26 protein-coding genes are annotated in these 23787 nt (G+C 75.0%); 15 read left to right on the top strand and 11 right to left on the bottom strand.

Going from position 1 to position 23787, the window contains the following annotated elements; all coding sequences use genetic code 11:
• The first annotated feature begins 134 nt into the window (after positions 1-134).
• Positions 135-770 carry a hypothetical protein gene (locus tag ACRB68_RS13885; protein ID WP_153532908.1) on the top strand — a complete coding sequence of 212 codons (636 nt, stop codon included), beginning with the start codon at positions 135-137 and terminating at the stop codon, positions 768-770.
• On the opposite strand, the gene ACRB68_RS13880 is transcribed toward ACRB68_RS13885, so the two are convergent.
• Positions 767-1078: an ArsR/SmtB family transcription factor gene (locus ACRB68_RS13880; RefSeq protein ID WP_153532907.1), complete on the bottom strand. Its 312-nt coding sequence runs from the start codon at positions 1076-1078 to the stop codon at positions 767-769. The two genes, ACRB68_RS13885 and ACRB68_RS13880, sit on opposite strands and share 4 nt — an antisense overlap.
• Before the next feature lie 93 nt (positions 1079-1171).
• Between ACRB68_RS13880 and ACRB68_RS13875 the strand changes: the two genes are divergently transcribed.
• Entirely contained in the window at positions 1172-2341 is a 1170-nt protein-coding gene (locus ACRB68_RS13875) for an MFS transporter (RefSeq protein ID WP_194293310.1), read from the top strand.
• Here ACRB68_RS13875 and ACRB68_RS13870 read toward each other — a convergent pair.
• Positions 2325-2876 carry a PadR family transcriptional regulator gene (locus ACRB68_RS13870; protein WP_328594178.1) on the bottom strand — a complete coding sequence of 184 codons (552 nt, stop codon included), beginning with the start codon at positions 2874-2876 and terminating at the stop codon, positions 2325-2327. The two genes, ACRB68_RS13875 and ACRB68_RS13870, sit on opposite strands and share 17 nt — an antisense overlap.
• 73 nt (positions 2877-2949) lie before the next feature.
• Here ACRB68_RS13870 and ACRB68_RS13865 point away from each other — a divergent pair, with 73 nt between their 5' ends.
• A complete protein-coding gene (locus ACRB68_RS13865; protein WP_153532905.1) occupies positions 2950-3336 on the top strand; it encodes a nuclear transport factor 2 family protein in 387 nt (128 codons plus the stop codon).
• Here ACRB68_RS13865 and ACRB68_RS41220 read toward each other — a convergent pair.
• Genes ACRB68_RS41220 through ACRB68_RS13845 form a run of 4 tightly spaced genes read right to left on the bottom strand, consistent with a single transcriptional unit; the run spans position 3323 to position 7393 of the window.
• Complete coding sequence (locus ACRB68_RS41220; protein WP_153532904.1) at positions 3323-5044, bottom strand: translocation/assembly module TamB domain-containing protein; 1722 nt, start codon at positions 5042-5044, stop codon at positions 3323-3325. The genes ACRB68_RS13865 and ACRB68_RS41220 overlap by 14 nt on opposite strands.
• A gap of 42 nt (positions 5045-5086) precedes the next feature.
• Positions 5087-5833 (bottom strand): precorrin-4 C(11)-methyltransferase, encoded by a 747-nt coding sequence (cobM, locus tag ACRB68_RS13855; protein WP_153532903.1) that lies wholly within the window; start codon positions 5831-5833, stop codon positions 5087-5089.
• Complete coding sequence (cbiE, locus tag ACRB68_RS13850) at positions 5830-6993, bottom strand: precorrin-6y C5,15-methyltransferase (decarboxylating) subunit CbiE (protein WP_153532902.1); 1164 nt, start codon at positions 6991-6993, stop codon at positions 5830-5832. The genes cobM and cbiE overlap by 4 nt, the downstream gene beginning before the upstream one ends.
• Positions 6986-7393, bottom strand: coding sequence for a pyridoxamine 5'-phosphate oxidase family protein (locus ACRB68_RS13845; RefSeq protein ID WP_153532901.1), 408 nt, complete (start codon positions 7391-7393; stop codon positions 6986-6988). Before ACRB68_RS13845 ends, cbiE begins: the two co-directional genes overlap by 8 nt.
• A gap of 91 nt (positions 7394-7484) precedes the next feature.
• Here ACRB68_RS13845 and alaS point away from each other — a divergent pair, with 91 nt between their 5' ends.
• Positions 7485-10127 (top strand): alanine--tRNA ligase, encoded by a 2643-nt coding sequence (gene alaS, locus ACRB68_RS13840; protein ID WP_328594177.1) that lies wholly within the window; start codon positions 7485-7487, stop codon positions 10125-10127.
• A gap of 146 nt (positions 10128-10273) precedes the next feature.
• Here alaS and ACRB68_RS13835 read toward each other — a convergent pair whose 3' ends face one another.
• Positions 10274-10903 carry a hypothetical protein gene (locus ACRB68_RS13835; protein WP_153532899.1) on the bottom strand — a complete coding sequence of 210 codons (630 nt, stop codon included), beginning with the start codon at positions 10901-10903 and terminating at the stop codon, positions 10274-10276.
• 18 nt (positions 10904-10921) lie between these two features.
• On the opposite strand from ACRB68_RS13835, the gene ACRB68_RS40165 reads away from it, so the two are divergent.
• The 9 genes from ACRB68_RS40165 (at position 10922) to ACRB68_RS13795 (ending at position 18621) form a co-directional block, all read left to right on the top strand.
• Positions 10922-11074 carry a hypothetical protein gene (locus ACRB68_RS40165; protein ID WP_194293309.1) on the top strand — a complete coding sequence of 51 codons (153 nt, stop codon included), beginning with the start codon at positions 10922-10924 and terminating at the stop codon, positions 11072-11074.
• A gap of 69 nt (positions 11075-11143) precedes the next feature.
• The gene (locus ACRB68_RS13830; protein ID WP_153532898.1) at positions 11144-12112 is read left to right on the top strand and encodes an NAD-dependent epimerase/dehydratase family protein; all 969 of its coding nucleotides are present in this window, start codon (positions 11144-11146) and stop codon (positions 12110-12112) included.
• Positions 12109-12759 carry a glycosyltransferase family 2 protein gene (locus ACRB68_RS13825; protein ID WP_153532897.1) on the top strand — a complete coding sequence of 217 codons (651 nt, stop codon included), beginning with the start codon at positions 12109-12111 and terminating at the stop codon, positions 12757-12759. The genes ACRB68_RS13830 and ACRB68_RS13825 overlap by 4 nt, the downstream gene beginning before the upstream one ends.
• Positions 12756-13373 carry a TIGR04282 family arsenosugar biosynthesis glycosyltransferase gene (locus ACRB68_RS13820; protein WP_328594176.1) on the top strand — a complete coding sequence of 206 codons (618 nt, stop codon included), beginning with the start codon at positions 12756-12758 and terminating at the stop codon, positions 13371-13373. The genes ACRB68_RS13825 and ACRB68_RS13820 overlap by 4 nt, the downstream gene beginning before the upstream one ends.
• Positions 13370-13981, top strand: coding sequence for a class I SAM-dependent methyltransferase (locus ACRB68_RS13815; RefSeq protein ID WP_328594175.1), 612 nt, complete (start codon positions 13370-13372; stop codon positions 13979-13981). Before ACRB68_RS13820 ends, ACRB68_RS13815 begins: the two co-directional genes overlap by 4 nt.
• Positions 13957-15084 (top strand): molybdopterin-dependent oxidoreductase, encoded by a 1128-nt coding sequence (locus ACRB68_RS13810; protein ID WP_153532896.1) that lies wholly within the window; start codon positions 13957-13959, stop codon positions 15082-15084. The genes ACRB68_RS13815 and ACRB68_RS13810 overlap by 25 nt, the downstream gene beginning before the upstream one ends.
• Positions 15081-15443, top strand: coding sequence for a hypothetical protein (locus ACRB68_RS13805; RefSeq protein ID WP_153532895.1), 363 nt, complete (start codon positions 15081-15083; stop codon positions 15441-15443). Before ACRB68_RS13810 ends, ACRB68_RS13805 begins: the two co-directional genes overlap by 4 nt.
• A complete protein-coding gene (locus ACRB68_RS13800) occupies positions 15440-16717 on the top strand; it encodes a hypothetical protein (RefSeq protein WP_153532894.1) in 1278 nt (425 codons plus the stop codon). The genes ACRB68_RS13805 and ACRB68_RS13800 overlap by 4 nt, the downstream gene beginning before the upstream one ends.
• Before the next feature lie 167 nt (positions 16718-16884).
• A complete protein-coding gene (locus ACRB68_RS13795; RefSeq protein ID WP_153532893.1) occupies positions 16885-18621 on the top strand; it encodes a hypothetical protein in 1737 nt (578 codons plus the stop codon).
• A gap of 4 nt (positions 18622-18625) precedes the next feature.
• Here the strand turns inward: ACRB68_RS13795 and ACRB68_RS13790 are convergent, their stop codons facing one another.
• Positions 18626-19489, bottom strand: a complete 864-nt coding sequence (locus ACRB68_RS13790) for an SDR family oxidoreductase (protein WP_153532892.1) — start codon at positions 19487-19489, stop codon at positions 18626-18628.
• 76 nt (positions 19490-19565) lie between these two features.
• Between ACRB68_RS13790 and ACRB68_RS13785 the strand changes: the two genes are divergently transcribed.
• The gene (locus ACRB68_RS13785; RefSeq protein ID WP_153532891.1) at positions 19566-20132 is read left to right on the top strand and encodes a TetR/AcrR family transcriptional regulator; all 567 of its coding nucleotides are present in this window, start codon (positions 19566-19568) and stop codon (positions 20130-20132) included.
• Between the two features lie 39 nt (positions 20133-20171).
• Positions 20172-20633: a MarR family winged helix-turn-helix transcriptional regulator gene (locus tag ACRB68_RS13780; protein WP_328594172.1), complete on the top strand. Its 462-nt coding sequence runs from the start codon at positions 20172-20174 to the stop codon at positions 20631-20633.
• Here the strand turns inward: ACRB68_RS13780 and ACRB68_RS13775 are convergent, their stop codons facing one another.
• The 3 genes from ACRB68_RS13775 to ACRB68_RS13765 are packed head-to-tail and all read right to left on the bottom strand — an operon-like array spanning position 20634 to position 23782.
• Positions 20634-22040, bottom strand: a complete 1407-nt coding sequence (locus ACRB68_RS13775) for a DUF6882 domain-containing protein (protein ID WP_153532890.1) — start codon at positions 22038-22040, stop codon at positions 20634-20636.
• 50 nt (positions 22041-22090) lie between these two features.
• Positions 22091-22837: a copper homeostasis protein CutC gene (locus ACRB68_RS13770; protein ID WP_328594171.1), complete on the bottom strand. Its 747-nt coding sequence runs from the start codon at positions 22835-22837 to the stop codon at positions 22091-22093.
• Positions 22838-23782: an asparaginase gene (locus tag ACRB68_RS13765; protein WP_153532889.1), complete on the bottom strand. Its 945-nt coding sequence runs from the start codon at positions 23780-23782 to the stop codon at positions 22838-22840.
• Positions 23783-23787 lie beyond the last annotated feature (5 nt).

Here is a 23787-nt window from a genome sequence, read left to right as displayed (position 1 = left end):
CCGATTCCTTTCCCCGGCGATCTCGCCCGGACGGGCCAGGCGGCTCGCTCCGGCGGGGGAAGGCCGCGCGGCGCGCCGCTGCGAGCGTGAAGGGCGCGGGCGAAGGCCGCCCGCACCGGTTCTCAGGAGGACGGATGTCCCGCACGATCGGCGTCACTCTCGCAACGGCCTGCGCGGTGGCCGCCCTCACCGCCACCGGCGACGCGCTCGCCGAGCCCGCCGCAGGAGGGGGCGCCGCGCAGCGCTCCCACGTCACCGGCGACGCGTGGCTGCGCTACCCCGGCGATCCGCAGTACCCGTTCCGGCGGTTCGTCGTGGACGCGCACGGCGGCCCGTTCAAGGTCGTCGACGGGAAGATCACCTGGGGTGCCGCGCACGGCACCATCCGCTTCGACCACTACGCGCCCGACCGGCCCGGCGGCCCCTCGGTGCACCACTGGGGCAGCGTCAAGGTCGACTACGTGATGACCGGCGGCCCGGTCGCGGTGGTCTCGGGCCTCCGCCAGGACGACGTCCCGGCGAACATGAGGCGCGGGACGTTCACCTTCTACCAGGACCCGCGCGGCCACCGGTACGACCGGATGGGCTTCTCCTGGGGGCTGGTCGACCCGGTGTGCCAGCAGATGGGCACCGGCCCCGCGCCGTTCAGCCCCGCCTCCGCCGGGCCGGACGGGCGGTGGCTGAAGGGCTACACCGTCAAGGACTCGCGGTTCCGGCTCCCTGCCGGGGACGTTCAGCAGCCCGACGAGCCGCCCAACTGCGTCCGCTAGGCCGGGACGGCGCCGATCGCGGCGTCCAGGACGCCGGGGAAGCGGGCGTCCAGGTCGTCGCGGCGCAGGGTGACGTAGCGGACGCGGCCGGTCTTGCGGGTGCTGGTCACGCCGGACTCGCGCAGCACCCGGAAGTGGTGGGACATGGTGGAGGCGTTCATGCCGAGCGCCTCCACGACGCCGAGGCACGTCCGCTCGCGGCCGTCCGCCAGCAGCCCGACCATCCGCAGCCGCACCGGGTCGGCGAGGGCGTGCATCAGCGCGATGAAGTCGATGTCCGCGCGGGCGGGCTGGGGAAGCAGGGACATGCCCGCAGCATACGGCCTCGCTTCGATGGTTTGACAAGCGTCGAAGTTTCCGACACTTTGAGATCAATCAAAGTGTTCTGCGGAGGTCCCCCCTTGAGATCACGCCTGCTCGCCCTCGCCGCCGGCACCTTCGCGATCGGCGTGGACGCCTTCGTGACCGCCGGGCTCGTCGCCCCCGTCGCCCGCGACCTGGACGTCTCCCCGTCCGCCGCCGGGCAGCTGGTCACCGTGTTCGCCCTCTCCTACGCGGTGCTGTCGCCGGTCCTCGCCGCGGCGACGGCCCGGTTCTCGCGCCGCCCGGTGCTGCTCGCCGCGCTCGCGCTGTTCGTGCTCGGCAACGTCGCGACCGCGCTCGCGCCGAGCTACCCGCTGGTGCTGGCGACCCGGGTGGTCGCGGCGGCGGGCGCGTCGATGTACACCCCGAACGCCGCCGCCGTGGCCGCCGCGCTCGCGCCGCCCGAGCGCCGCGGGCGCGCGATGGCCGCCGTCATGGCCGGCCTCACCGTGGCCAACGCCATCGGCGTGCCGCTCGGGACCTGGGTCGGCGGCGCGCTCGGCTGGCGGGCCACGCTCTGGCTGGTCGCCGGGCTCGGCGCCGCCGCGCTGGCCGGGGTCGCGCTCGTCGTGCCGGACCTGCGGCTGCCGGTCCCCGACGGGCTGCGCCGCCGGTTCGCGCCGCTCGCCGACCGGCGGGTGGCCGCGATGCTCGGCCTGATCATGCTGCTGTTCGCCGGGTTCTACGCCCTCTACACCTACCTCGGCCCGGTGCTGGCGCCCGCGACGGGCGGCGACGGCGGCCGGCTCGCCGTGGCGCTGTGGGTCTTCGGCACGGTCTCGATCGGCGCGAACCTGGTCGGCGGCCGGCTCGCTGACGGCCTGCACCCGGACCGCGTCCGGATCGGCGCGCTGGCGGCGTTCGCCGTCGTCGTCGCGCTGGTGCCGCTCGTCCGCGACGACTACGCCGTCACGCTGCTGTGGGCCGCGGTGTTCGGGGTGCCGTCCTGGCTCCAGTACGCCACGCACCTGCGGCTGCTGGTGGAGCTGGCGCCGGGGGCGACGCCGCTGCTGATGGGGCTGAACGCCTCGGCGCAGTACGTCGGCATGGGCCTCGGCGGCGCGCTCGGCGGGATCGCGCTGGGCGCCTGGGGCCCGGCGTCGCTCGGCTGGCCCGCCGCCGCCCTCGTCCTCGGCGCCCTCGCCGTTACGGTCGCGACCCGGCGCCCCCGGGTGCCGGAGCCGGTGCCGGTCAGCCGCGGGAGCTGAGGACCTCCAGGGTGCGCTCGCACCAGCGCAGGTTCTCCTGCTCGAACGCGCGGCCGCGCATCAGCGTCAGGTACGGGCCGACGCGCTCGGCCTCGCGCAGGTAGGCGGCCTCGTCGCGGCCGTCCAGCAGCCGGGCGCGGGTGCGGTCGTAGCGGGCGAGCTTGGCGCGCGCCGCCTCCATCCGCGCCTCGACGGCGGCCCGCACGGCCGCGGTGTCGCCCGCGTCGGCGGCCTGCACCTTGACCATCAGCTCGTCGCGGATGGCGGTCGGCCGGGCGGGCTCGGCGGTGAAGGCGCGCAGCGCGTCGCGGCCGGTCCCGGTGAGGGTGAACATCCGCTTGTTGGGGCGGCGCTCCTGCTGGACGACCCGGGCCGCGATCAGTCCGTCCGCCGCCAGCCGGTCCAGCTCGCGGTAGAGCTGCTGCGGCGTCGCGGCCCAGAAGTTGCCGACCGAGGCGTCGAACGCCTTGGCCAGGTCATAGCCGGACGCCTCGCCGTCCAGGAGGGCGGCCAGCACCGCGTAACGCAACGACACCTGGACACCGTAGCAGCGCGGTGATTAATCTCATCGGTACATAGTCAACAAATTGAGTAGTGAGGAGCCGGGCATGCAGTCCTTCCGCAAGGCCGTCGAGGCGAACGACCCCGACGCCGCCATCGCCCTGCTGGCCGACGACGTCGTGTTCACCAGCCCGGTCGTCTTCAAGCCCTACGAGGGCAAGCAGATCACCGCCGCGATCCTGCGCGCGGTCTTCCGCGTCTTCCAGGACTTCCGCTACGTCCGCGAGATCAACGACGGCGACGACCACGCGCTGGTCTTCCAGGCGCGGGTCGGCGACAAGGAGATCACCGGCTGCGACTTCATCCACACCCGCGCCGACGGCCTGATCGACGACTTCATGGTCATGGTCCGCCCGCTGTCGGCCGCGCAGGCGCTGCAGGCCGCGATGGCCGTGGAGTTCGAGCAGATCAAGCGCGAGCTCACTGCCGGCTGAGCGCGCGGGTGATGCCGGTGATGATCGTCGTCGCCAGGACCCAGCCGGCCAGGATCAGCGCGTAGGACAGCCACTGGTACCCGCCCTGCGGCTTGAACGCCTTCTCCTGCCCGAAGTCGATGATCGGCAGCAGCAGGTCGAGGGTGTAGAAGAGGGCGTTGAAGCCGGGTGTCTCGTCCGGCTTGAGGGGCGGCGGGTGGTGCAGCCCGAACGCGGCCGTGCCGGCGGCGAGCAGCGCGACCAGCCACGCGGCGGCGCGCAGCGGCTTGAAGCCGTAGCCGACGGTCACCTCCTGCAGATACCCCCAGATCCGCGCGTACCAGGGCAGCGTGCCGCGGTGGCGGCGCTGCCGGGCGAGTTGGACGGCCCGCACGCCCGCCTCGTCGCCGATCCGCCGGTAGGACGCGGCGAGCTGCTCGTAGGCGAACGGGACGTAGCCGTCGTCGTCGCGTTCGAGGAGGGGCAGGCGCTCCCGGGCGGGCCGGCGCGGATTCAGCGCTGTGTAGACGAACCCGTCGAGCTTGACGACGTCGGGCCAGGCGCCGGGCTCGGCGTGCACCATGTCGATCTGGGACCGGCGCAGGTTCACCGCCCCCTCGATGAGGGAGTCCTCCCGCAGCCACAGCTCGCCGATGGTGCAGCTGCTCGCCCGCAGCGCGGTCTCGCCCGGGTTGGTGAACCGGGCCCCGGCGCAGTTGAGCTGCCCGGAGATCGTCGCGCCGCGCAGCTCCACCCGGCCCTCCGCCTGGAGGCGGTGCAGGACGACGTTGGAGCCGACCGTGAGCGAGGTGGCGTCCAGCACGACACCGCCGGGTGCGGTGAGGCGGGCCCTGGAGAGGTCGAGCGGGCCGGTGACCGTCGCGTCGTGCAGCTCGATCCGGCCCTCGGCCTGTAAGCCGGTCAGGTCGGCGCCGGAGCCGATGACGACCGCGCCCACGTCCAGCGCCGTGCCGCCGGGCTCGGACAGCCGGGCGCCGGTCAGGCCGAGCTGCCCGGGGATCCGGGCGCCGTGCAGCCTGACCTCGCCTTGCGCCTGGAGTTCGTCCAGGGAGACGTTGGAGCCGACGGTGAGCAGCTTGGCGTTCAGCGCCGTGCCGCCGGGCGCGTCCAGCACGGCGTCGCGCAGGTTGACCTTGCCGGTGACCTCGGCGCCGTTCAGCCGGACGGTGCCGTGCGCGGCCAGGCCCACGCCGTACAGGTCGCGCCCGACCGAGACGTGGTTCAGCTCAAGCGCGGTGGCGACGCCGGGCGAGCCGAACTCGGCGCCGTCGCAGAACAGGGCGCCGGAGATCCGCGCGCCGCCGAGCCGGGCGAGGCCGGTGACGCGGCAGCCGGTGACCCGCAGCACGCCGTCCACGTGGATGGTCGCCGCGTCCAGGCCCGGCAGGTGCGAACCTTGCAGGTTGAACTGCCGGACCCGCGCCCCGTACAGGAACGGCACCTCGTCGAAGTGGCAGCCGTGCAGCGACACCGGGTGCTCGACCGTGGCGTACTTCAGGTCGAGGCGCCCGGTGATGCGGGCGGCGGTCATCCGCAGCGACGCGACCTCGCCGTCCGCCGCGCCCTGGGTGAGCAGGAGCGCGCGCAGCACCTTCGCGCGGACGGTGCGTTCCGGCCCCGGCGGGCGGTCGGTGAAGTCGACGCGGCGGCCGCGCGGGAAGGCCCGCCACACGCGGCGTTCCGCCGGGGTCAGGTCGCGGATCTCCATGAATCGGGACGATTCACCGGCGACCGCCCGCTGTCAAGATCGTTATTCGTCGCGGCAGCGGGCGGCCGAGTACAGGTGGCTGTCGGTGAAGCCCGCCGCGGTCAGCACCGACCCGACGATGATCACGGCGGTGCGGCGGACGTCGGCCGCGCGCACCTGCGCGGCGATGTCGGCGAGCGTGCCGCGCAGCACGATCTCGTCCGGGCGGCTCGCGTAGGCGACCACGGCCGCCGGGCAGTCCGCGCCGTAGTTGGGGACCAGCTCCGCGACGACCTCGTCGATCCGCTGCACGGCCAGGTGCAGCACCATCGTGGCGCGGCTGCGGCCGAGCGTCGCCAGGTCCTCGCCGGGCGGCATCGGCGTCGCGCGCGCCGAGGTGCGGGTGAGCACGACGGTCTGCCCGACGCCCGGGACGGTCAGCTCGCGGCCGAGGGACGCGGCCGCCGCCGCGAACGCCGGGACGCCCGGCGTGACCTTGTAGGGGACGCCCGCCGCGTCCAGCCGCCGCATCTGCTCGGCCATCGCGCTGAACACCGACGGGTCGCCCGAGTGCAGCCGCGCCACGTCCTGCCCGGCGGCGTGCGCGGCGACCATCTCGGCGACGATGTCGTCCAGCACCATCTTGGCGGTGTCGACCAGCCGCGCGCCCGGCGGGCACCACGCCAGCACCTCGTCCGGGACGAGGCTGCCGGCGTACAGGCAGACGGGCGCGGCGGCGATGAGGTCCCGGCCGCGCACGGTGATCAGGTCGGCGGCGCCCGGACCGGCGCCGATGAAGTGCACGGTCATTTGACGGCCGTCCACTGGGTCACCGGCATCATCGCTCTCCATCCTGTGAACCCGCCGACGGGGGCGGCGCGGTTGATCGCTATCCGGGTCAGGTCGCCGCCGAGCCGGGCCCGGCCCGCCGCCACGACCTGCTCCGACTCCAGCGTGACGGCGTTGACGACCAGCCGCCCGCCCGGCCGCAGCGCCGCCCAGCAGGCGTCGATCATGCCGGGCGCGGTGACGCCGCCGCCGACGAACACCGCGTCGGGCGCGGGCAGCCCGGCGAGCGCGCCCGGCGCCCGCCCGGTCACGACCCGCAGCGCCGGGACGCCGAGCGCGGCGGCGTTCGCGGTGATCCGGGCGGCCCGCTCGGGCACGGCCTCGACCGCGACCGCCCGGCAGGAGGGGTGCGCCCGCATCCACTCGATGCCGATGCTGCCCGCGCCGCCGCCGACGTCCCAGAGCAGCTGCCCGGGCAGCGGCGCGAGCGCGGCGAGGGTGATCGCGCGGATCTCCCGCTTGGTGAGCTGCCCGTCGTGCTCGTAGGCGTCGTCGGGCAGGCCCGGGACGCGCGGCAGGGCGGGCGCGTCCCCGCAGCGCACCGCGACGATGTTGAGCGGGTCGACGGCGTCGTGGAGGGGGCCGACGCGTTCGTCCGGCGCGCCGAGCCGCTCCAGCACGGTCAGCTCGGCGTCCCCGGCCAGCTCGGCGATCCGCGCGGGCGTGTCCGCGCCGGCGCTCAGCACCAGGACCCGCCGGCCCGGCGCGAGGACGGCGCGCAGCGCCTCCACCGGCCGCCCGACCGCGCTGACGACCTCGGTCTCCTCCAGCGGCCAGCCGAGCCGGGCGCAGGCCAGCGACACCGACGACGGATGCGGCAGCACCCGCAGCCGGTCCGCGCCGAGCAGCCGCACCAGCGTGCCGCCGATCCCGTAGAACATCGGGTCGCCGCTCGCGAGCACCGCGATCCGCCGCCCCTCGTGCGCGGCGAGCAGGCCCTCCAGCGCGGGCAGCATCGGCGACGGCCACGCGACCCGCTCCCCGGTGACCGAGGACGGCAGCAGGTCCAGCTGACGGCCGCCGCCGAAGATCACCTCGGCGGTGCGCAGCGCGTCCCGGGAGGGTTCGGCGAGGCCCGCCCAGCCGTCCGCGCCGATCCCGACGACGGACGTCTCAGACAAGACCGATGATCCGCTCGATGGCGATCTCGATGACGACCCGCTCGGGGTTCGGGCGCGGCGGCTTGTAGCGGACGGCGTACCGGGCCTCGGCGTCCGCGACGGCCTCGGCCGAGTCCAGCACCCGGGCGCGGCCCTCGATCGTCGCCCAGCGCCGCCCGTCGACCTGGCAGAGCGCGACCGGCCCGCCCGCCGCCGCGTTGCGCGCCTTGCGGGTGCCCGCCGAGGTGATCACCCGGGCCACCCCCGCCTCGGGATCGAGCGTCGCGCCGACCGGCACCACGTGCGGCGTCCCGTCCGGGCGGAGCGTGGTGAGCGTGCACAGGTGCCGCTCCCGCCAGAAGGCGAGGACGCGTTCGTCGCTCAGGTCGAGCCGGCGGTCGGGACGTGACGCTTGCTGCATGGGGACGAGGATCTCAGAAGCCGGAGCCTGCTCAGGACGCCGATACCATCGATGTCCGCGAACGGTTCGCGGGAACGAAGGGGGCGGTGTCGTGCGGACGGCAGAGGTCAAGCGGCGATTCCTGGAGCACTTCGAGCAGCGCGGGCACACCGTGGCCGCCAGCGCCCCGCTGCCCGCCGAGGACCCCAACCTGCTGTTCGTCAACGCCGGCATGGTCCCGTTCAAGCCCTACCTGCTCGGCCAGGTCACCCCGCCCTACCCGCGCGCCGCCAGCGTCCAGAAGTGCATCCGCACCCTGGACATCGACGAGGTCGGCAAGACCACCCGGCACGGCACGTTCTTCCAGATGAACGGCAACTTCTCCTTCGGCGACTACTTCAAGGAGGAGGCGATCCGGCTCGCCTGGGACCTGGTCACCAAGGCGCAGGACGACGGCGGCTACGGCCTGGACGCCGAGCGGATCTGGGCGACGGTCTACCTCGACGACGACGAGGCCTACGGCATCTGGCGCGACGTGATCGGCCTGCCCGAGGCGCGGATCGTGCGGCGCGGCAAGGCCGACAACTTCTGGTCGATGGGCGTCCCGGGCCCCTGCGGCCCCTGCTCGGAGCTGTACTACGACCGCGGCCCCGCCTACGGCCGCGAGGGCGGCCCCGAGGTCGACGAAGACCGGTACATGGAGTTCTGGAACCTGGTCTTCATGCAGTACGAGCGCGGCGAGGGCAGCGGCAAGGAGGACTTCCCGATCCTCGGCGACCTGCCCGCCCGCAACATCGACACCGGCATGGGCCTGGAGCGGATGGCCACGCTGCTGCAGGGCGTCGACAACCTCTACGAGATCGACGAGACCCGCCCGATCCTGGACGCCGCCGCCCGCCTGGCCGGCAAGCGCTACGGCGAGCACTCGGGCCACTCGGCCGCCGAGAGCCACCCCGACGACGTGCGGCTGCGCGTCGTCGCCGACCACGTCCGCACCGCGCTGATGCTGATCGGCGACGGCGTCACCCCCGCCAACGAGGGCCGCGGCTACGTGCTGCGCCGCATCCTGCGCCGCGCGGTGCGCGCGATGCGGCTGCTCGGCTACGAGGACCCGGTGCTGCCCGAGCTGCTGCCGGTCGCCCGCGACGTCATGGCGCCGTCCTACCCCGAGCTCGCCGCCGACTTCGAGCGCATCTCGTCCTACGCCTACGGCGAGGAGGAGGCGTTCCGCGGCACGCTGCGCCAGGGCAGCGTCATCCTCGACCAGGCCCTGGACACCGCCGAGGACCGGCTCGGCGCGGCCACCGCGTTCCAGCTGCACGACACCTACGGCTTCCCCATCGACCTCACCGTGGAGATCGCCGGCGAGCGCGGCCTGGCCGTCGACGTCGCGGGTTTCCGCGAGCTGATGAGCGAGCAGCGCCGCCGCGCCAAGGCCGACGCGCAGGCCAAGAAGTCCGGCCACGCCGACACCGGCCTGTTCCGCGCGGTGCTGGACGAGTCCGGCCCGACCGACTGGCTCGCCTACGAGACGCTGGAGACCGACTCCACCGTCCTGGCGATCTTCCACGAGGGGGCGCCGGTCCCCGTCGCCCGCGACGGGCAGATCGTCTCGGTCGTGCTGGACAAGACCCCGTTCTACGCCGAGTCCGGCGGCCAGGACAGCGACGCCGGCGTCCTGGAGGGCCCGAGCGTGTCGGCCGAGGTGCTGGACGTGCAGCGGCCCGTCAAGGGCCTGGTCGTGCACCAGGTGCGCGTCGTCGGCGGCGAGCTGGCCGCGGGCACGCCGGTGCGCGCCAAGGTCGACCCCGAATGGCGCGTCGGCGCCCGCCAGGCCCACTCGGGCACCCACGTCGTGCACGCCGCGCTCCGCCAGGTCCTCGGCCCGGCGGCGCTGCAGGCCGGCTCCTACAACCGGCCCGGCTACCTGCGGCTGGACTTCTCCTGGCGCGGCGGCCTGTCCGCCGAGACCCGCAGCGAGATCGAGGAGGCCGCCAACCTGGCGATCCGCCGCGACCTGCCGGTCGACGTCCGCTACATGCCGCTGCCGCAGGCCCGCGAGATCGGCGCGCTCGCGCTGTTCGGCGAGACCTACGACGAGAACGTGCGCGTGGTGGAGATCGGCGGCGCGTGGTCGCGGGAGCTGTGCGGCGGCACCCACGTCGACCGGTCCGCGCAGATCGGGACGGTCGCGCTCACCGGCGAGTCGTCGGTCGGCGCCGGGCAGCGCCGCATCGAGGCCGTCACCGGCCTGGAGGGCTTCCGCTACCTGGCCCGCGAACGCGACCTGGTCACCCGCATCGCCGAGCAGCTGAACGCGCCGCGCGAGGAGCTGCCCGACCGGATCGCCGCGCTCGTCGAGCGCGCCAAGAAGGCCGAGCGCGACGCGCAGAAGCTGCGCGACGAGATCACCGCCGGGCAGGCGGCGCAGCTCGCCCGCGACGCCGTCGACATCAACGGCGTCGCCTACATCGGCACCGCCACCGACGGCGACGCGCGTGCGCTCGCGAGCAGCATCCGTGACGGCGTCCCTGGAGGCCGGGCGGCCGTCGTGGCGGTCCTGGCCAAGTCCGGGTTCGTCGTCACCACCAACCCGGCCGCCCGCGACCGCGGCCTGTCCGCCGCCGACCTGGTGAAGGCCGCGCTGGAGGGCAAGGGCGGCGGCAGCCCGGAGATGGCCCAGGGCAAGCCCCCGACGGACGGCGCCAAGGTCCTGGACCGCATCGCTGACCTGATCCCGTCGCGTCTGGCCTGAACATAGGGCGGGCGCCGGGAGACCGGCGCCCGCCCTACGGAAACCACTGCTTTCGCGTCGCGGACGGCGCGAAGGTGTTGGACCGCATCGCTGACCTGATCCCGTCGCGCCTGGCATGAAGCGGGGCGGGCACTGGGAGAGCGCGCCTACAAATTGACGCGGATCTCGCCGCCCAAGGCGGCTCCGCCTGCCAGCTCCAGGTCGTCGCCGCTCCAGAAGCGGCCCGGGTCGTACCAGTTCGGGCGGCGGTCCTTGGAGAGCAGCCCCATGTCCTGGTAGGTCGACGCGACGATCTCCGCGCAGAACGCCGTCTCCAGGTTCATGTCGCGCTCCTTCGGGCGGCGCACCGGGATGCGGCCGCGCAGCCACCGCGACGCGAGCCGGCCGGTGGAGGGGAACGGGGTGCCGTCGAGGCGCGCGACCGTGCGCAGCGCGGCGTCCTCCATCTCCCGCGTCGCGGGCGGGTCGAGCTGCCGCAGCCACGCCCGCTGCTCGTACCTGGTGCACCACGCCACGACGGCCTCGCGCAGGTCGTGCAGCTGGGCGCCGCGGTGGTTGCCGCCCGACCACAGGTCCGGCAGCGACCGGCCGAGCTCGGCGTGCCACATCAGCGGCGGCAGGTCGTCGATCACCACCGCCATGCCGACGTGGTTGACGGGGCTGTTGGTCATCGTCTGGATGGCCCGGTCGGCGGCGGTGCGGCCGCGGAACAGCCACACGTCACCGGTGCGGGTCAGTTCTACGGCCTCGTCGAGACCGATGCTCGTGCCGGACATGATCGCTACTTTAGGCACATGAAGTGGTGGAAGGCGCTGGGCATCGCCGGATTCGTCGGGGTCGCCGCGACCGGGGCGGTCATCGTGCGGCAGGAGCGGCGGCGGCGCGCGTACACGCCGGACGAGATCAGGGAGCGGCTGCATCAGCGGGTCGCCGAGAACGAGCGGTAATTCTTACGAGGTGCGTACGGGACGGGCCTGAACCGGGTTTTCCCGCGGTTCGCGTCCTACGTTCGCACCATGCGAGTGCTGCTCACTGGAGCGTCGGGGTTCATCGGCTCCCATATCGCCGAGGCGCTGGACGCCGCCGGCCACGACGTGCGCACCCTGGACCTGCGCGACGGCCAGGACGTGCGCGACCCCGGCGCCGTCGCGCCGCTGCTGCGCGGGGTCGACGCCGTCTGCCACCAGGCCGCGATGGTCGGGCTCGGCGTGGACGTGTTCGACCTGCCCGCCTACACCTCGGCGAACGCGCAGGGCACCGCCGTGCTGCTGGCGGAGATGGCGCGGGCCGGGGTGGGGCGCCTCGTGCTGGCCTCCTCGATGGTGGTGTACGGGGAGGGCGCCTACGCCTGCGCCGAGCACGGCCCGGTCCGGCCCGCGCCGCGCGCCGAACAGGATCTGGCCGCCGGGCGGTTCGAGCCGCCGTGCCCGGTCTGCGGCGCGCCGCTGGCGCCCGGCACGGTCGGCGAGGACGCGCCGTTCGACCCGCGCAACGTCTACGCCGACACCAAGGTCGCGCAGGAGCACCTGGCGGCGTCGTGGGCGCGGATGACCGGCGGCACGGTGGCCGCGCTGCGCTACCACAACGTGTACGGGCCGCGGATGCCGCGCGACACCCCGTACGCGGGCGTCGCGGCGCTGTTCCGGTCGCGGCTGGAGCGCGGCGAGGCGCCGCTGGTGTTCGAGGACGGCGGCCAGCGCCGCGACTTCGTGCACGTCCGCGACGTGGCCCGCGCCAACGTCCTCGCGCTCGAAGGCGAGGGCGCCTACAACATCGCCAGCGGCGAGCCCCGCACGATCGCCGACATGGCGGCCGCGCTCGCCGCCGCCTACGGCGGGCCCGAACCGGTCGTCACCGGCGGATACCGGCTCGGCGACGTCCGGCACATCGTGGCCAGCCCTGAACGCGCCCGCGCCGGACTGGGCTTCACCGCGCAGGTCCCGTTCACCGACGGCATGGCGGAGTTCGCGGGGGTGCCCGCATGATCGAGGTGATCCTCCCCTGTCTGGACGAGGCCGCGGCCCTGCCATGGGTGCTGACCCGGATGCCGGACGGCTTCCGGCCCATCGTGGTCGACAACGGCTCCACCGACGGGTCCGCCGAGGTGGCGGCCGGGCACGGCGCCCTCGTCGTCGCCGAGCCGCGGCGCGGCTTCGGCGCCGCCTGCCACGCCGGCCTGGAGGCCGCCACCGCCGACGTCGTCTGCTTCATGGACGCCGACGCCTCGCTCGACCCCCGCGAGCTGCCGCGCCTCGTCGCCGGGCTGGACGCCGCCGGCCTGGTCCTCGGCCGCCGCCGCCCGGCCGGCCGCGGCGCCTGGCCGCCGCACGCCCGCCTCGGCAACGCCGTCCTCGCCCGCTCGCTGAACCGCCGCGCCGGGACCCGCCTGCACGACCTCGGCCCGATGCGCGCCGCCCGCCGCGCGCCGCTGCTGGACCTCGGCCTCGCCGACCGCCGCTTCGGCTACCCGCTGGAGATGGTGCTCGCCGCCGCCCGCGCCGGCTGGACGGTCACCGAGCTCGACGTCGCCTACCTGCCCCGCACCGGCCGCTCCAAGGTCACCGGCACGGCCCGCGGCACCCTGCGCGCCGTCCGCGACATGCGCCGCGTCCTGGCCGAGGTGGCCGCGTGAACGCCGACCTGATCGTGATCGCGAAGGAGCCCGTCGCGGGGCGGGTGAAGACGCGGCTGACGCCCGTCTACACGCCCGAGCAGGCCGCTCGCCTGGCCGAGGCGGCGCTCGCCGACACCCTCGACGCCGTCGCGGCCACGCCGGCCGGGGCCCGGACCCTCGCGCTCGCCGGGCGGGCCGGGCCGTGGCTGCCGGCCGGCGTCCAGGTGATCGCGCAGCGCGGCGCCGGGCTGGACGAGCGGCTCGCGCACGCGTTCGACGACGCCTACGCCGGCCGGCCCCTCGTCCTGATCGGCATGGACACCCCGCAGGTCACCCCCGCGCTGCTGGAGTCGGCGGCGGACGCGCTGCGCACCCGCGACGCGGTGTTCGGCCCCGCCGCCGACGGCGGGTTCTGGCTGCTCGGCCTGCGCCGCCCCGACGCGGCGCTGCTGCGCGGCGTCCCGATGTCGCGGCCCGACACCGGCCGCCGCCAGCTCGCCCGGCTGCGCGGCCTGGACGTGGCGCTGCTGCCCGAGCTCACCGACGTCGACACCCCCGCCGATGCCGCGCACGTCGCCCGCCTGGCCCCGCACGGCCGGTTCGCCGCCGCGCTGCAGGGGGTGGCCGCGTGATCGGGGAGCTGTACGCGCAGGCGCTGCGCGGCCACGACGGGGTGGAGATCGAGGACGCCGCCGGCGCGCGCCGCCCGCTGCCGGTCGACGACTGGCGGACGCTGCAGCCCGGCGACGCCGGCCTGCTGGACCGCTGCGCCGGGCCCGTCCTGGACGTCGGCTCCGGCCCCGGCCGCCTCACCGTCGCGCTCACCGCGCGCGGCCTGCTGGCGCTCGGCATCGACATCGCGCCGCACGCGGTCGCGCTCACCGTCGCCGCGGGCGGCCTCGCCCTCTGCCGCGACGTGTTCGACCAGGTCCCCGGCGCCGGCTGCTACGCGACCGTGCTGCTCGCCGACGGCAACATCGGCATCGGCGGTGATCCGGCGGCGCTGCTGCACCGCGTCTGCGGCCTGCTCGCGCCCGGCGGCCGGGTGCTGGCCGAGGTCACCGCGCCGGGCACCGCGTCCCGCGTCGAGCGGGTGCGGCTGCGCGCGGAGGACCGGGCGGGGGAGTGGTTCTCGTGGGCGACGGTGTCGGCCGACGACGTCGCCACGCTCGTCCCCTGGCTCCGCGTCACCGACCGCTGGGAGGAGGCGGGGAGATGGTTCGTGGCACTGCGCTACTGAATCCGGCCGCGATCGGGAGGCGCTTCACCAGCCGCCTGCACGACGAGCGCGTCGCCGCCTGGCTCGGCATCGCGCTCGGCGTCTCCTTCACCACGGCGTTCGTCACCGGCCTGATCAGCCACTTCATGCAGCACCCGCCGGACTGGATGGTGTGGCCGTCGCGGCCGGTCGGCCTCTACAGCGTCACGCAGGGCCTGCACGTGATCGGCGGCCTCGCCACGATCCCGCTGCTGCTCGCCAAGCTGTGGACGGTCTACCCCAAGCTGTTCGCCTGGCCGCCGTTCCGCTCCGCCGGGCACGCCGCCGAGCGCCTCGCGGTGCTGGTCCTCGTCGGCACCTCGCTGTTCCAGCTCGCCACCGGCCTGTTCAACATCGCCTACTGGTACCCGTTCCCGTTCAACTTCCCGGTCGCGCACTACTGGACGTCCTATCTGCTCGTCGGCGCGCTCGTCGTGCACGTGGCGAACCAGTGGGCCACCGCGCGGCGGACCGTCATGACCCGGCCCGAGGACGGCGTATGGCGGCGCGGCTTCCTGCTGACCGTCGCCGCCACGAGCGGCGTCGTCGCGCTCACCACCGTCGGCGAGGCGTTCCGGCCGCTCGCCGCGCTGGACCTGCTCGCGCCGCGCCGCCCCGGCACCGGCCCGCAGGGCCTGCCGGTGAACAAGACCGCGCAGGCCGCCGGGGTCACCGCCGCCGGCCCGGCGTGGCGGCTGCGCGTCACCGGCCGCGTCGGCCGCGAGCTGTCGCTGTCCCTGGCCGACCTGCGCGCGCTGCCGCAGCACACGGTGCGGCTGCCGATCTCGTGCGTCGAAGGCTGGACGGCGTGGGGCACCTGGGACGGCGTCCGGCTCCGCGACGTGCTGCGTGCGGCGGGCGTCTCCGGCGGCGCGCGTGTCCGCGTCGAGTCGCTGGAGCGCGGCGGCGCGTATCGCAGCTCGTGGGTCGACGCGCCGCACTGGCACGACGAGCTCACCCTGCTCGCCCTCGGCCTGAACGGCGAGCCGCTCGCCCCCGACCACGGCGCGCCGTGCCGGCTGATCGCGCCGAACCGGCCCGGGGTGCTCCAGACCAAATGGCTGACCGAAGTGGTGGTGGCATGAGATTCCTCGCCTATGGCGCGGGCGTCGCGCTGATGGCGATCGGGGCGCGCGGGTTGTTCCTGCACGTGCCCGACCTGCTCGGCTGGGCGAAGTGGGTCGTCGGGGCGGTGGTGCTGCACGACGCCGTCCTCGCCCCGGCCGTGCTGCTCGCCGGCGCGGTCACCGCCCGCCGCCACGTGCTGCAGGGCGCGCTCGCGGTCGGCGGCGTCATCACGCTCGTCGCGCTGCCGATGGTGCTGCGCCTCGGCCGCCACCCGGACAACCCGTCGATCCTGCCGCTCGACTACGGCCGGAACCTGCTGATCGTGCTGGCGGCGGTCGCCACCACTGCCGCCTTCGTCCGGTGGCGGCTCCGATGAGGCCCGCGCTCCCCGCAGCGCGCGCGCTGCGACGACCCGTGCCGGTCGCGCTGCTGGCCTGGGCCCTGCTCGTCGGCGTGATGTTCACGCTCGGCCAGGTCACCCACCAGACCGAGGACGCCGTCGCCCCGATGCACGCCTTTGTGCGCCTGCTCACCTGGCAGCTCCTGCCAGCAGCGGCGTTCGCGGCGGTCGCCATTGCGGTGCTGCCGCCTCTCGCCCGCCGACTGCCCTGGCGCCGCCTGCTGCTGCTGAGCTGGGCGGTCGGCGCGGCCTGGGCGGTCGTGCTCGCCGTCAGCGAGGGCTGGTCCGCGCTGCACGCGCCGCTGGACTGGCCTACCGAGTACCCAGCCGGGCTCGCCGCCGTCCGCGCCGACCCCGCCGGCTGGCTGCGCACCTTCACCGACCGGCTGAACGACTACCCGACGCACGTCAAGGGCCACCCGCCGCTGCCCACCCTGACGCTGTGGGCGCTGGACGCGATCGGGCTGCCCGGCACCAGCTGGGCCGCGGCGTTCCTCATCACCACCGGCTCGTCGTCGATCATCGCGATCGCGCTGACCGTCCGGACGCTGGCCGGCGAGGAGACGGCGCGCCGCGCCCTGCCCTACCTCGCGCTCGCCCCGTTCGCGCTGTTCGTCGCGACCTCGATGGACGTGTTCTTCCTCTTCGTCGCCGCGTGGGGGACCGCGCTGCTGGCGCACCGCCGCCCCCTGCCCGCGGGCCTGCTGCTCGGCGCGCTGCCGTTCCTCAGCTACGGGCTGCTGCCGATGTTCGCCGTCCCGGCGGCGGTGGCGCTGATCATCCGCCCGCGCTGGATCCCGCTGCTCGCCGGGCTGGCCGTCGTGCCGGTCGCGTTCACCCTGGGCGGGTTCTGGTGGCCGGACGGCGTGCTCGCCACCAAGGAGGCCTACGACGCCGCCGGCGGATCGGCCCGGCGCCCCTACTGGTTCTTCCTCTTCGGCAACTACGCCGTCCTCGCGTTGCTCACCGGACCCGCCGTGGCCGCCGCGCTGCCCGCCGCAGCGCGCGCGCTGCGGCAGCGGATGCCGCCCTACGCCCCGGTCGCCCTGCTCGCCGCCGCCGCGCTCCTCGGCACTCTCGCCCTGGACCTGTCCGGCGTGACGAAGGGCGAAGTCGAACGCATCTGGGTCCCGTTCGCCGGGTGGATCGTGCCGATCGCGGCCCTGCACCGCACGCCCGGCCGCGCCTGGCTCGGCGTCCAGGCCGCCACGGCGATCGCCGTCCAAGCCCTGCTCCATACGGGCTGGTGACCAGGCCGAAACCCGTGCGGCGCTGGCCGCATCAGGCCGCCGGACACCACCGACCTGCACCGCGTCCAAACGATCTGTGGCAGCCCGTTGACACAGGGTCAGGGCAGCGATCGGGTGAGGGGCGCGAGGGGGTGTGCACCTTCCCTCGTCCCCCACCGGGAGCCGTCATGACCACGCCGTACCAGCGCCAGATCGAGTCCGACCTCACCGACATCGGCAAGGCGCTCTCCGCCAAGGGCCTCGATGCCACCGAGCGCGAGCGGCTGCTGCGCCGCCTGCTGCGCGTCGCGCGCCGCGCCGCCTCCGACCCCGCCTACGACCCCGACCGCGCCGCCAAGCTCGTCGCGGCCCAGCCGAAGGTCACCGGGACCGGCGCCGACCGCATGAACGGCCAGCTCGCCTCGGCCGCACACGTCCTCGGCCGGGCGGCCAAGTGGCGCTCGGACGGCATGACCTTCGCCAAGCTGAAGTACCGCTTCATGGGGAAGACGCCCGCGGACGCGATCTTCATCGCGCAGGCCGCGTACATGACCGGCGACATGTTCGGGGTCTCGGCGGCGCTCACCCTGAACCCCAAGGCGCACGTCGCGCTGTTCTACGACCCCTGCGCCAACTCCGACCGCGATGCCCGCGCGCACCTGCTGCGCTTCTACGACAAGTCGTCCGACACCTGGCACCCGCGGGTCGCGCTGATCCCGACCACCGACTGCGAGGCCGCCTACCGGCTCTCCATCGACGGCCGTTTCCCCGACACCGTCTTCCCCTCCGGCGTCCCCGAGCCGCTGAGCAAGGTCGGCAAGTGCGTGCCCATCGGCACCGCCACCGCCATGGTCGCCGACGCCTACCGGGCCGGCGCCAAGAAGGCCACCGCGGCCCTGCAGGCCGAGTGGCTGCCGACCGGCTGGGAGGACGGCTCGCTGCGCCCGGTCAAGGGCGGCAAGAGCCTCGCCGAGTGGGTCGGCAAGCGGTTCGACACCAGGAACGTCTACGCGTTCATCTGGTTCCGCCGCAGCGGCACCAAGGGCGGCGCGCACCCCGAGCTCGACACCAGCGTCAAGGTGACCGGCGAGCTGATCGAGGCCGTCCGCATCGCCGACCCGATCACCAAGCAATGGCTCATCCCGAACGCCAAGGCCGTCGTCATCGGCGACGCCGGGCACGGCCTGTCCGACAAGGCCGACATCGACTTCACCGAGTTCTGGAACGACCCCGGCAGCCCGTTCACCGACGGCGACCGCCGCACCCAGCTCGCCCTGTTCGCCTACCTGAACAAGCGCGGCATCACCTACATGAACATCGGCATGCGCAGCGGCGCCCTGGAGGGGCCGGCGCTGCTGGGCGCCAAGACCGTCTACATGGAGGAGCTGTACAACCTCCAGGAGGGGCGGATGGACAAGTGGGACGGGCCCGTCCCCGGCTACCACCGCATCGCCCTCGGGCACGTCCCGACCGAGCAGGGCAAGCGCGTCCTGGACCAGCTCATCCTGGCGGGCCTGGAGCGCGCGGGCGAGGACCTGACCGAGTCGGTGCGCGGCCTGGCCGCCGCGAGCGGGATCGCCGAGGCCACCGTCCGCGAGCTGTTCGCCGCCGCCGCCGGCGCCGGCATCTCGCCCGCCAAGCACATCTTCGACCCCGCCGCGCCGAAGGCCTGCTTCGACAGGCTCTACGCCGCCATGGACAAGAGCCTCGGCGGCAAGATCATGAGCATCTCCGAGCCCAGCTGGAAGAACTGCGTCTACTGGGGCTACGGCGGCATCCGCGCGTACCAGTCGCAGGGCAAGTACCTGGTGAAGCAGAAGATCTGCGCGGACTACGACGGTCCCGCCGAGGGCCTGTCCAAGGCCGACAAGGAGGCGCTGTGGAACGTCATCGCCCACACCATCGGCGGCTGGGAGACGCAGTAGCGGGCTAGGCGGCCAGGGCCTCGCGGTTGGCGGAGACGAACTCGGCGAACGTGCGCGGAGGGCGTCCCGTGAGGTCCTGGACCGCCGTGGTCGTGGCGGCCAGCGAGCCGGCCGCGACCTCCTTCAGCAGGACGGCGACGTCCTCGGCGAACCGGGCGGGCAGGCCCTGCGACCGCAGGGTCGCGGCCAGTTCGTCCGGCGGCAGGTCGACGTAGCGGACGGTCCGGCCGAGCGCGGCCGAGAGCATGCCGGCGATCTCCGCCTGGGTGAGGGCCTGCGGGCCGGTGAGGACGAACGTCTCGCCGGCGCCGTAGGGGCCGGTCAGCAGCGCGGCCGCGCAGTCGGCGATGTCGGCGCAGTCGATGTAGGAGACGCGGGCGTCGCCGTACGAGCCGACCAGGTCGCCGTCCGCGCTGAAGGAGCCCGCGCCGGTGACGAAGTTCTGCATGAAGCCGCTCGGCTGCAGCAGCGACCAGCCGAGCCCGGACGCCTTCAGGTGCTGCTCGATCTCCCAGTGCGCGCCCTCGGCGAGGCGCCCGCCCTGGTGGGCGTGCCAGACCGACACCTTCACGACCCGCTGGACCCCCGCGCGCCGCGCGGCGTCGATGGCGTCCTTCTGCTGGCGGACCATGGGCTGCTCACCGGGCACGGGCAGGGCGCCCGCGCCGTTGAGGAACAGCCGGTCGACGCCCTCCAGCGCGGCCTCGACCGAGGCGGGGTCGTCGAAGTCGCCGACGGCGAAGTCGCAGCCGAGCGCGCGGCCCTTGGCCGCGTCGCGGACCAGCGCGCGGAACGGCACGCCGGCGGCGCGCAGCCGCCGGACGAGCGGGCGGCCGATGGAGCCGGTGGCCCCGGTGATCAAGATCATGACTGTCTCCCGGATAAGCTGAGGCACCCTCGGGAAAATTAAACCGAGGCACCCTCGATTTAGCAAGGGGGGCCCGATGGCCGCCGCCCGCCGCCCGCGCGCCGACGCGCTGCGCAACCGCGACCGCCTGCTCGCCGAGGCCGACGCCGCCTTCCGGGAGAAGGGGACGGACGCCTCGCTCGAAGGGATCGCCCGCCGCGCCGGCGTCGCCACCGGCACCCTCTACGGCCACTTCCCGACCCGCCGCGCCCTGCTCGGCGCGCTGCTGCGCGACCGCAACGCCGAGCTGTTCCGGCGCGGCGAGGAGCTGCTCGCCGCCCCGGACCCGGCGGCCGCGCTCACCGCGTGGGTGCACGCGGTCACCGAACATGCCGCCGCCTACCAGGGGCTCGCCGCCGAGCTGGCGGAGGGCATCGACGACGAGGCGTCCGAGCTGCACGAGTCCTGCGTGCGGATGGCCGACATCGGCGACCGGCTGCTGGAGAACGCCCGCGCCGCCGGCGCTCTGCGCCGGGACGCGACCGGCGCCGACCTGTTCGCGCTGATGAACGCCGCCGCCTGGACGGGGGAGCGGACGTCCCCCGAGCAGGCCGGCCGCCTGGTGGACCTCGCCATGGGCGGCCTGCTGGCGCCCCCGTGTTAACTTCGCTGCGGATTCGTCTTCGCTGAAGAAGGGGGCGCCGTGCCGACGGAACAGCCGGACGCGGGCCGGGCCTACCGCCGCTACCTGAGCGCGGTGATGCTGCACGGCCACGCCAGCGCCAAGGCGGTCGGGCTCGGCGCGACCGACCTGTACGCGCTGAACATCCTGGAGCTGGCGGGCCCGATGACGCCGGGCGAGCTCGGCGCGCGCACCGGCCTGACGACGGGCCCGACCACCCGGCTGGTCGACCGGCTGGAGGCGGCCGGGCACGTCCGCCGCGTCCCGGTGCCCGGCGACCGCCGCAAGGTGATCGTGGAGCCGGTCGGCCGGCCCGCCGACCTGGACCGGGTGCTCGCCCCGGTCCGCCGGCGGGTCGGCGACATCATCGGCTCCTACCCGCCCGAGCAGCAGGCGGTCCTGTTCGACTACTTCGCCCGCGCCGCCGAGGCCTACCAGGAGGCCGCCGACGAGCTGCGCGCGGGCGAGGACGCCTCCGCCTGATCAGCCGAAGGCGCCGCCCATCAGGCCGAACGTCACGTTGTCGACCGTGCCGTCGGCGCTGAAGTAGACGCGCAGCTGGTTGAGGCCCATGTTGCCCATGAGCAGCTCGGGCTCGCCGACGTAGAGGGGCACCAGCCCGGCGCGCTCGAACAGGCCGAGGACCATGGCGCGCATCACCGGGTAGCGGTCCTGCCGCAGGACGAGCTGCTGCACGACGGAGGCCGCCGTCTCGATGGCCGCCATCATGCCGTCCTCCGACGAGCGCGGCGTGCCGGGGTCGGTGACGGCGAGGTGGTGCTCGCCGTCGCCGTCGGTCACCTGCCAGAGCGCGCGGGCGCCGCCGAGGTGCGCGGCCGAGCGGGCGAGGAGCTCCGCGACGTGCGGCTGCCGCGGGTGGTCGCCGAGGTCGACGCGGTCGGCTGCCAGCCACTCGGCGCCGAGCCGGGTGAGGGCCGACCGGGTCTCCGCCGCGTCGCCCGTCCACTCCCAGACGCCGTTCGGGCGGAGCACGCCGACCTCGTGGGCCTGCAGTTCCAGGGCGTCGCCGAAGCGCAGCAGGCCGGCGCCGGGGTCCCAGTCGTAGTTGCGCCGGTCCCAGCCCTTCTCGCGCAGATGGTCGTAGATGCCGAACTCGCCGTCGAAGCCGCAGGCCACGGCGGGCGCGAGGTGTTCCAGGAGCGGGCCGGGCAGGGGAGCGGGCACGTCGAGCTCGATGACCCGGGGGTAGGAGGTCGCGTCCCCCTCGGCGGTGAGCTTGCCGTCCGGCCCGGCTCCGGCCAGGGCGCCGCCGGGCAGCTCGACGACCGTCTCGCCGCCGTCGTCGCGGCACGCCAGGCCGTGGTGGTCGGCGTAGCCGCGCAGCATCGCGGCGCCGAGCCGCTCCCGGTCGTGCACGCCGAGCAGCGCGGCGCCGCCGCGCAGGTACACGGCGGCCGCGTCGGACGGCCCGTCCGGGAGCGCGAGCCCGTCGGTGACGATGAAGGTGAGCGCCCGGCCGCCGTGCCCGTGCCGGAGGACCCCGGCGGCGCCGAGCAGCCCGAGCGCCATGACGGCCAGGTCGTCGGCGGCGGCCCGGGGGTCGTAGAACGCGCCGAGGTCCAGCAGCGGCTCGGTGAGCTCGGGGACGCCGTGCTCCTCGCCGAGCGCGCGCAGCCGCTCGGCGTGCTCGGCCCCCGGCGAGCCGGGCCGCACGCCCGCCGCCCAGAACCACTGGAAGGTGCGGTTCTCGGCGTAGCTGCCGAGCACGCCCACGCGCACGTCCCGGTCGCCGACCCGTCCGGTGCCGCGCGCCAGGTCCCGTTCGAAGGGCTGCCCGGCGAGCGCGGAGTGGTGCCGTTCCAGCCGTTCGGCGGTGACGGCCAGGTGCGGGGCCGCCAGCTCGAGCAGGGCGTCACTGAACGTGCGCATCCGTTCTCCCATCATGATCGGCGCAGGAGCCGATCATGATAGGGGCGCGGTCAGCCGGCGGCGCCCCGAATGACCGAGGTGATGCCGGCGCCGCTGGTGACGACCCGCTCGTACTCGGGCCGGCGCAGCTCGCCGCCCATGAAGGGGCGGGGGTTGCGGTGCACCGCCGGGCTCGGCTCGGCGGCCAGCGCGGCGAAGTGGATCTCCTTGACGCCGGTGGCGGCCACGATCCGGGCGACGTTGCGGTCGGTGATGCCGCCGCCCGGCATGATGACGATCCGGTCGCCGGCGTGCCGGACCAGCTCGGCGATGAGCGGCGCCCCCTCCAGCGCGCTGACCTCCTGCCCGGAGGTGAGGACGCGGGCGACGCCGAGGCCGGCCAGGGTGTCGAGGGCGGCGAACGGGTCGGCGGTCATGTCGAACGCGCGGTGGAAGGTGACCGGCAGCCCGCCCGCCGCCGCGATGAGCCGCTCGGTGAGCGGCACGTCGACGGTGCCCTCGGGGGTGAGCGCGCCGATGACGACGCCGTGCGCGCCGGCCTCCCGGGCGAGCCGCACGTCGTGCTCCATCGCGTCGGCCTCGTGCGCGTCGAAGATGAAGTCGCCGCCGCGCGGCCGGATGATCGGGTGCACCCGGACCCCCGGCGCCGCGGCGAGCGCGGCGCGCAGCGTGCCGAGGGTCGGGGTGATCCCGCCCTCGAACAGGGCGGCGCACAGCTCCACGCGGTGGGCGCCGGCCTTGGCGGCGGCGACCGCGCCCTGGACATCCTCGATGCAGATCTCGTAGGTGAGGCTCACTTAGTTCCCTTCGGTGACCCGGATCGCGCCGACCGGGCGGCCGCCGCCGAGCACGGGGACGTCGCCCAGCGCGGCGGCGGCCGGGGTGATGTCGGCGCCGAGCGCGCGCAGCGCGTGCAGGGCGATGGCGGTGGTGGCGCGCGGGCTGCCGTCGACGACCTTGACGGCGACGGCGTGCCCGGCGGCGGTGGCGGCGATGAGGACGCCCTCGGCGCCGCCCTTGACGACGGCGCCGGGCAGCGCCCGCATCAGCTCGGTGTTGGCGTGCCCGGTCCCGCCGACGTACTCGGGGTGGGCGCGCATGGCGTCGGCGACGGCGCGGGCGGGGCCGCCGGCGGCGGTGGCCAGCGACCGGGCGGCGCGGGCGAGGCCGGTCAGCGTGAGGCCGAACAGCGGCGCGCCGCACCCGTCGACGGCGACCGGCGCCGGCGACTCCCCGGCGCTGTCGGCCATGGTGGTGCGCACGCCCTGCTGCAGCGGGTGCCCGGGGTCGAGGTAGCTCTCGGTCGGCCAGCCGTTGGCGGCGCAGGCGGCGAGCATCGCGGCGTGCTTGCCCGAGCAGTTCATGTGCTGGACCGACGGCCCGTGCCCGGCGCGGACCAGCGCGTCGCGCGACGCCTCGTCCTCGGGCCACGACGGCGGGCACCGCAGGTCGTCGAAGCCGAGCCCGGCGTCCGCCAGGATCGCCGCGACCGTCTTGACGTGGAAGTCCTCGCCGGTGTGGCTGCCCGCGGCGATCGCCAATCGCTCCCCGGCCAGCGGCGCGCCCGCCGCCAGGCAGGCCAGCGCCTGGAACGGCTTGGTGGTGGAGCGCGGCAGGACGGTGCCGGCGACGTCGCCGCGCCGGTAGGCGAGCGTGCCGTCGGGGGCGAGCCCGGCGACGCTGCCGTAGTGCAGGCTCTCGGTGAATCCGTTGCGGACGACCTCGGCCAGGACGGGGTACATGTCTT

It is taken from the genome of Actinomadura macrotermitis (assembly GCF_009604375.1).
GTDB lineage: Bacteria > Actinomycetota > Actinomycetes > Streptosporangiales > Streptosporangiaceae > Spirillospora > Spirillospora macrotermitis.
This window is presented reverse-complemented; position numbering and strand designations above follow the sequence as displayed.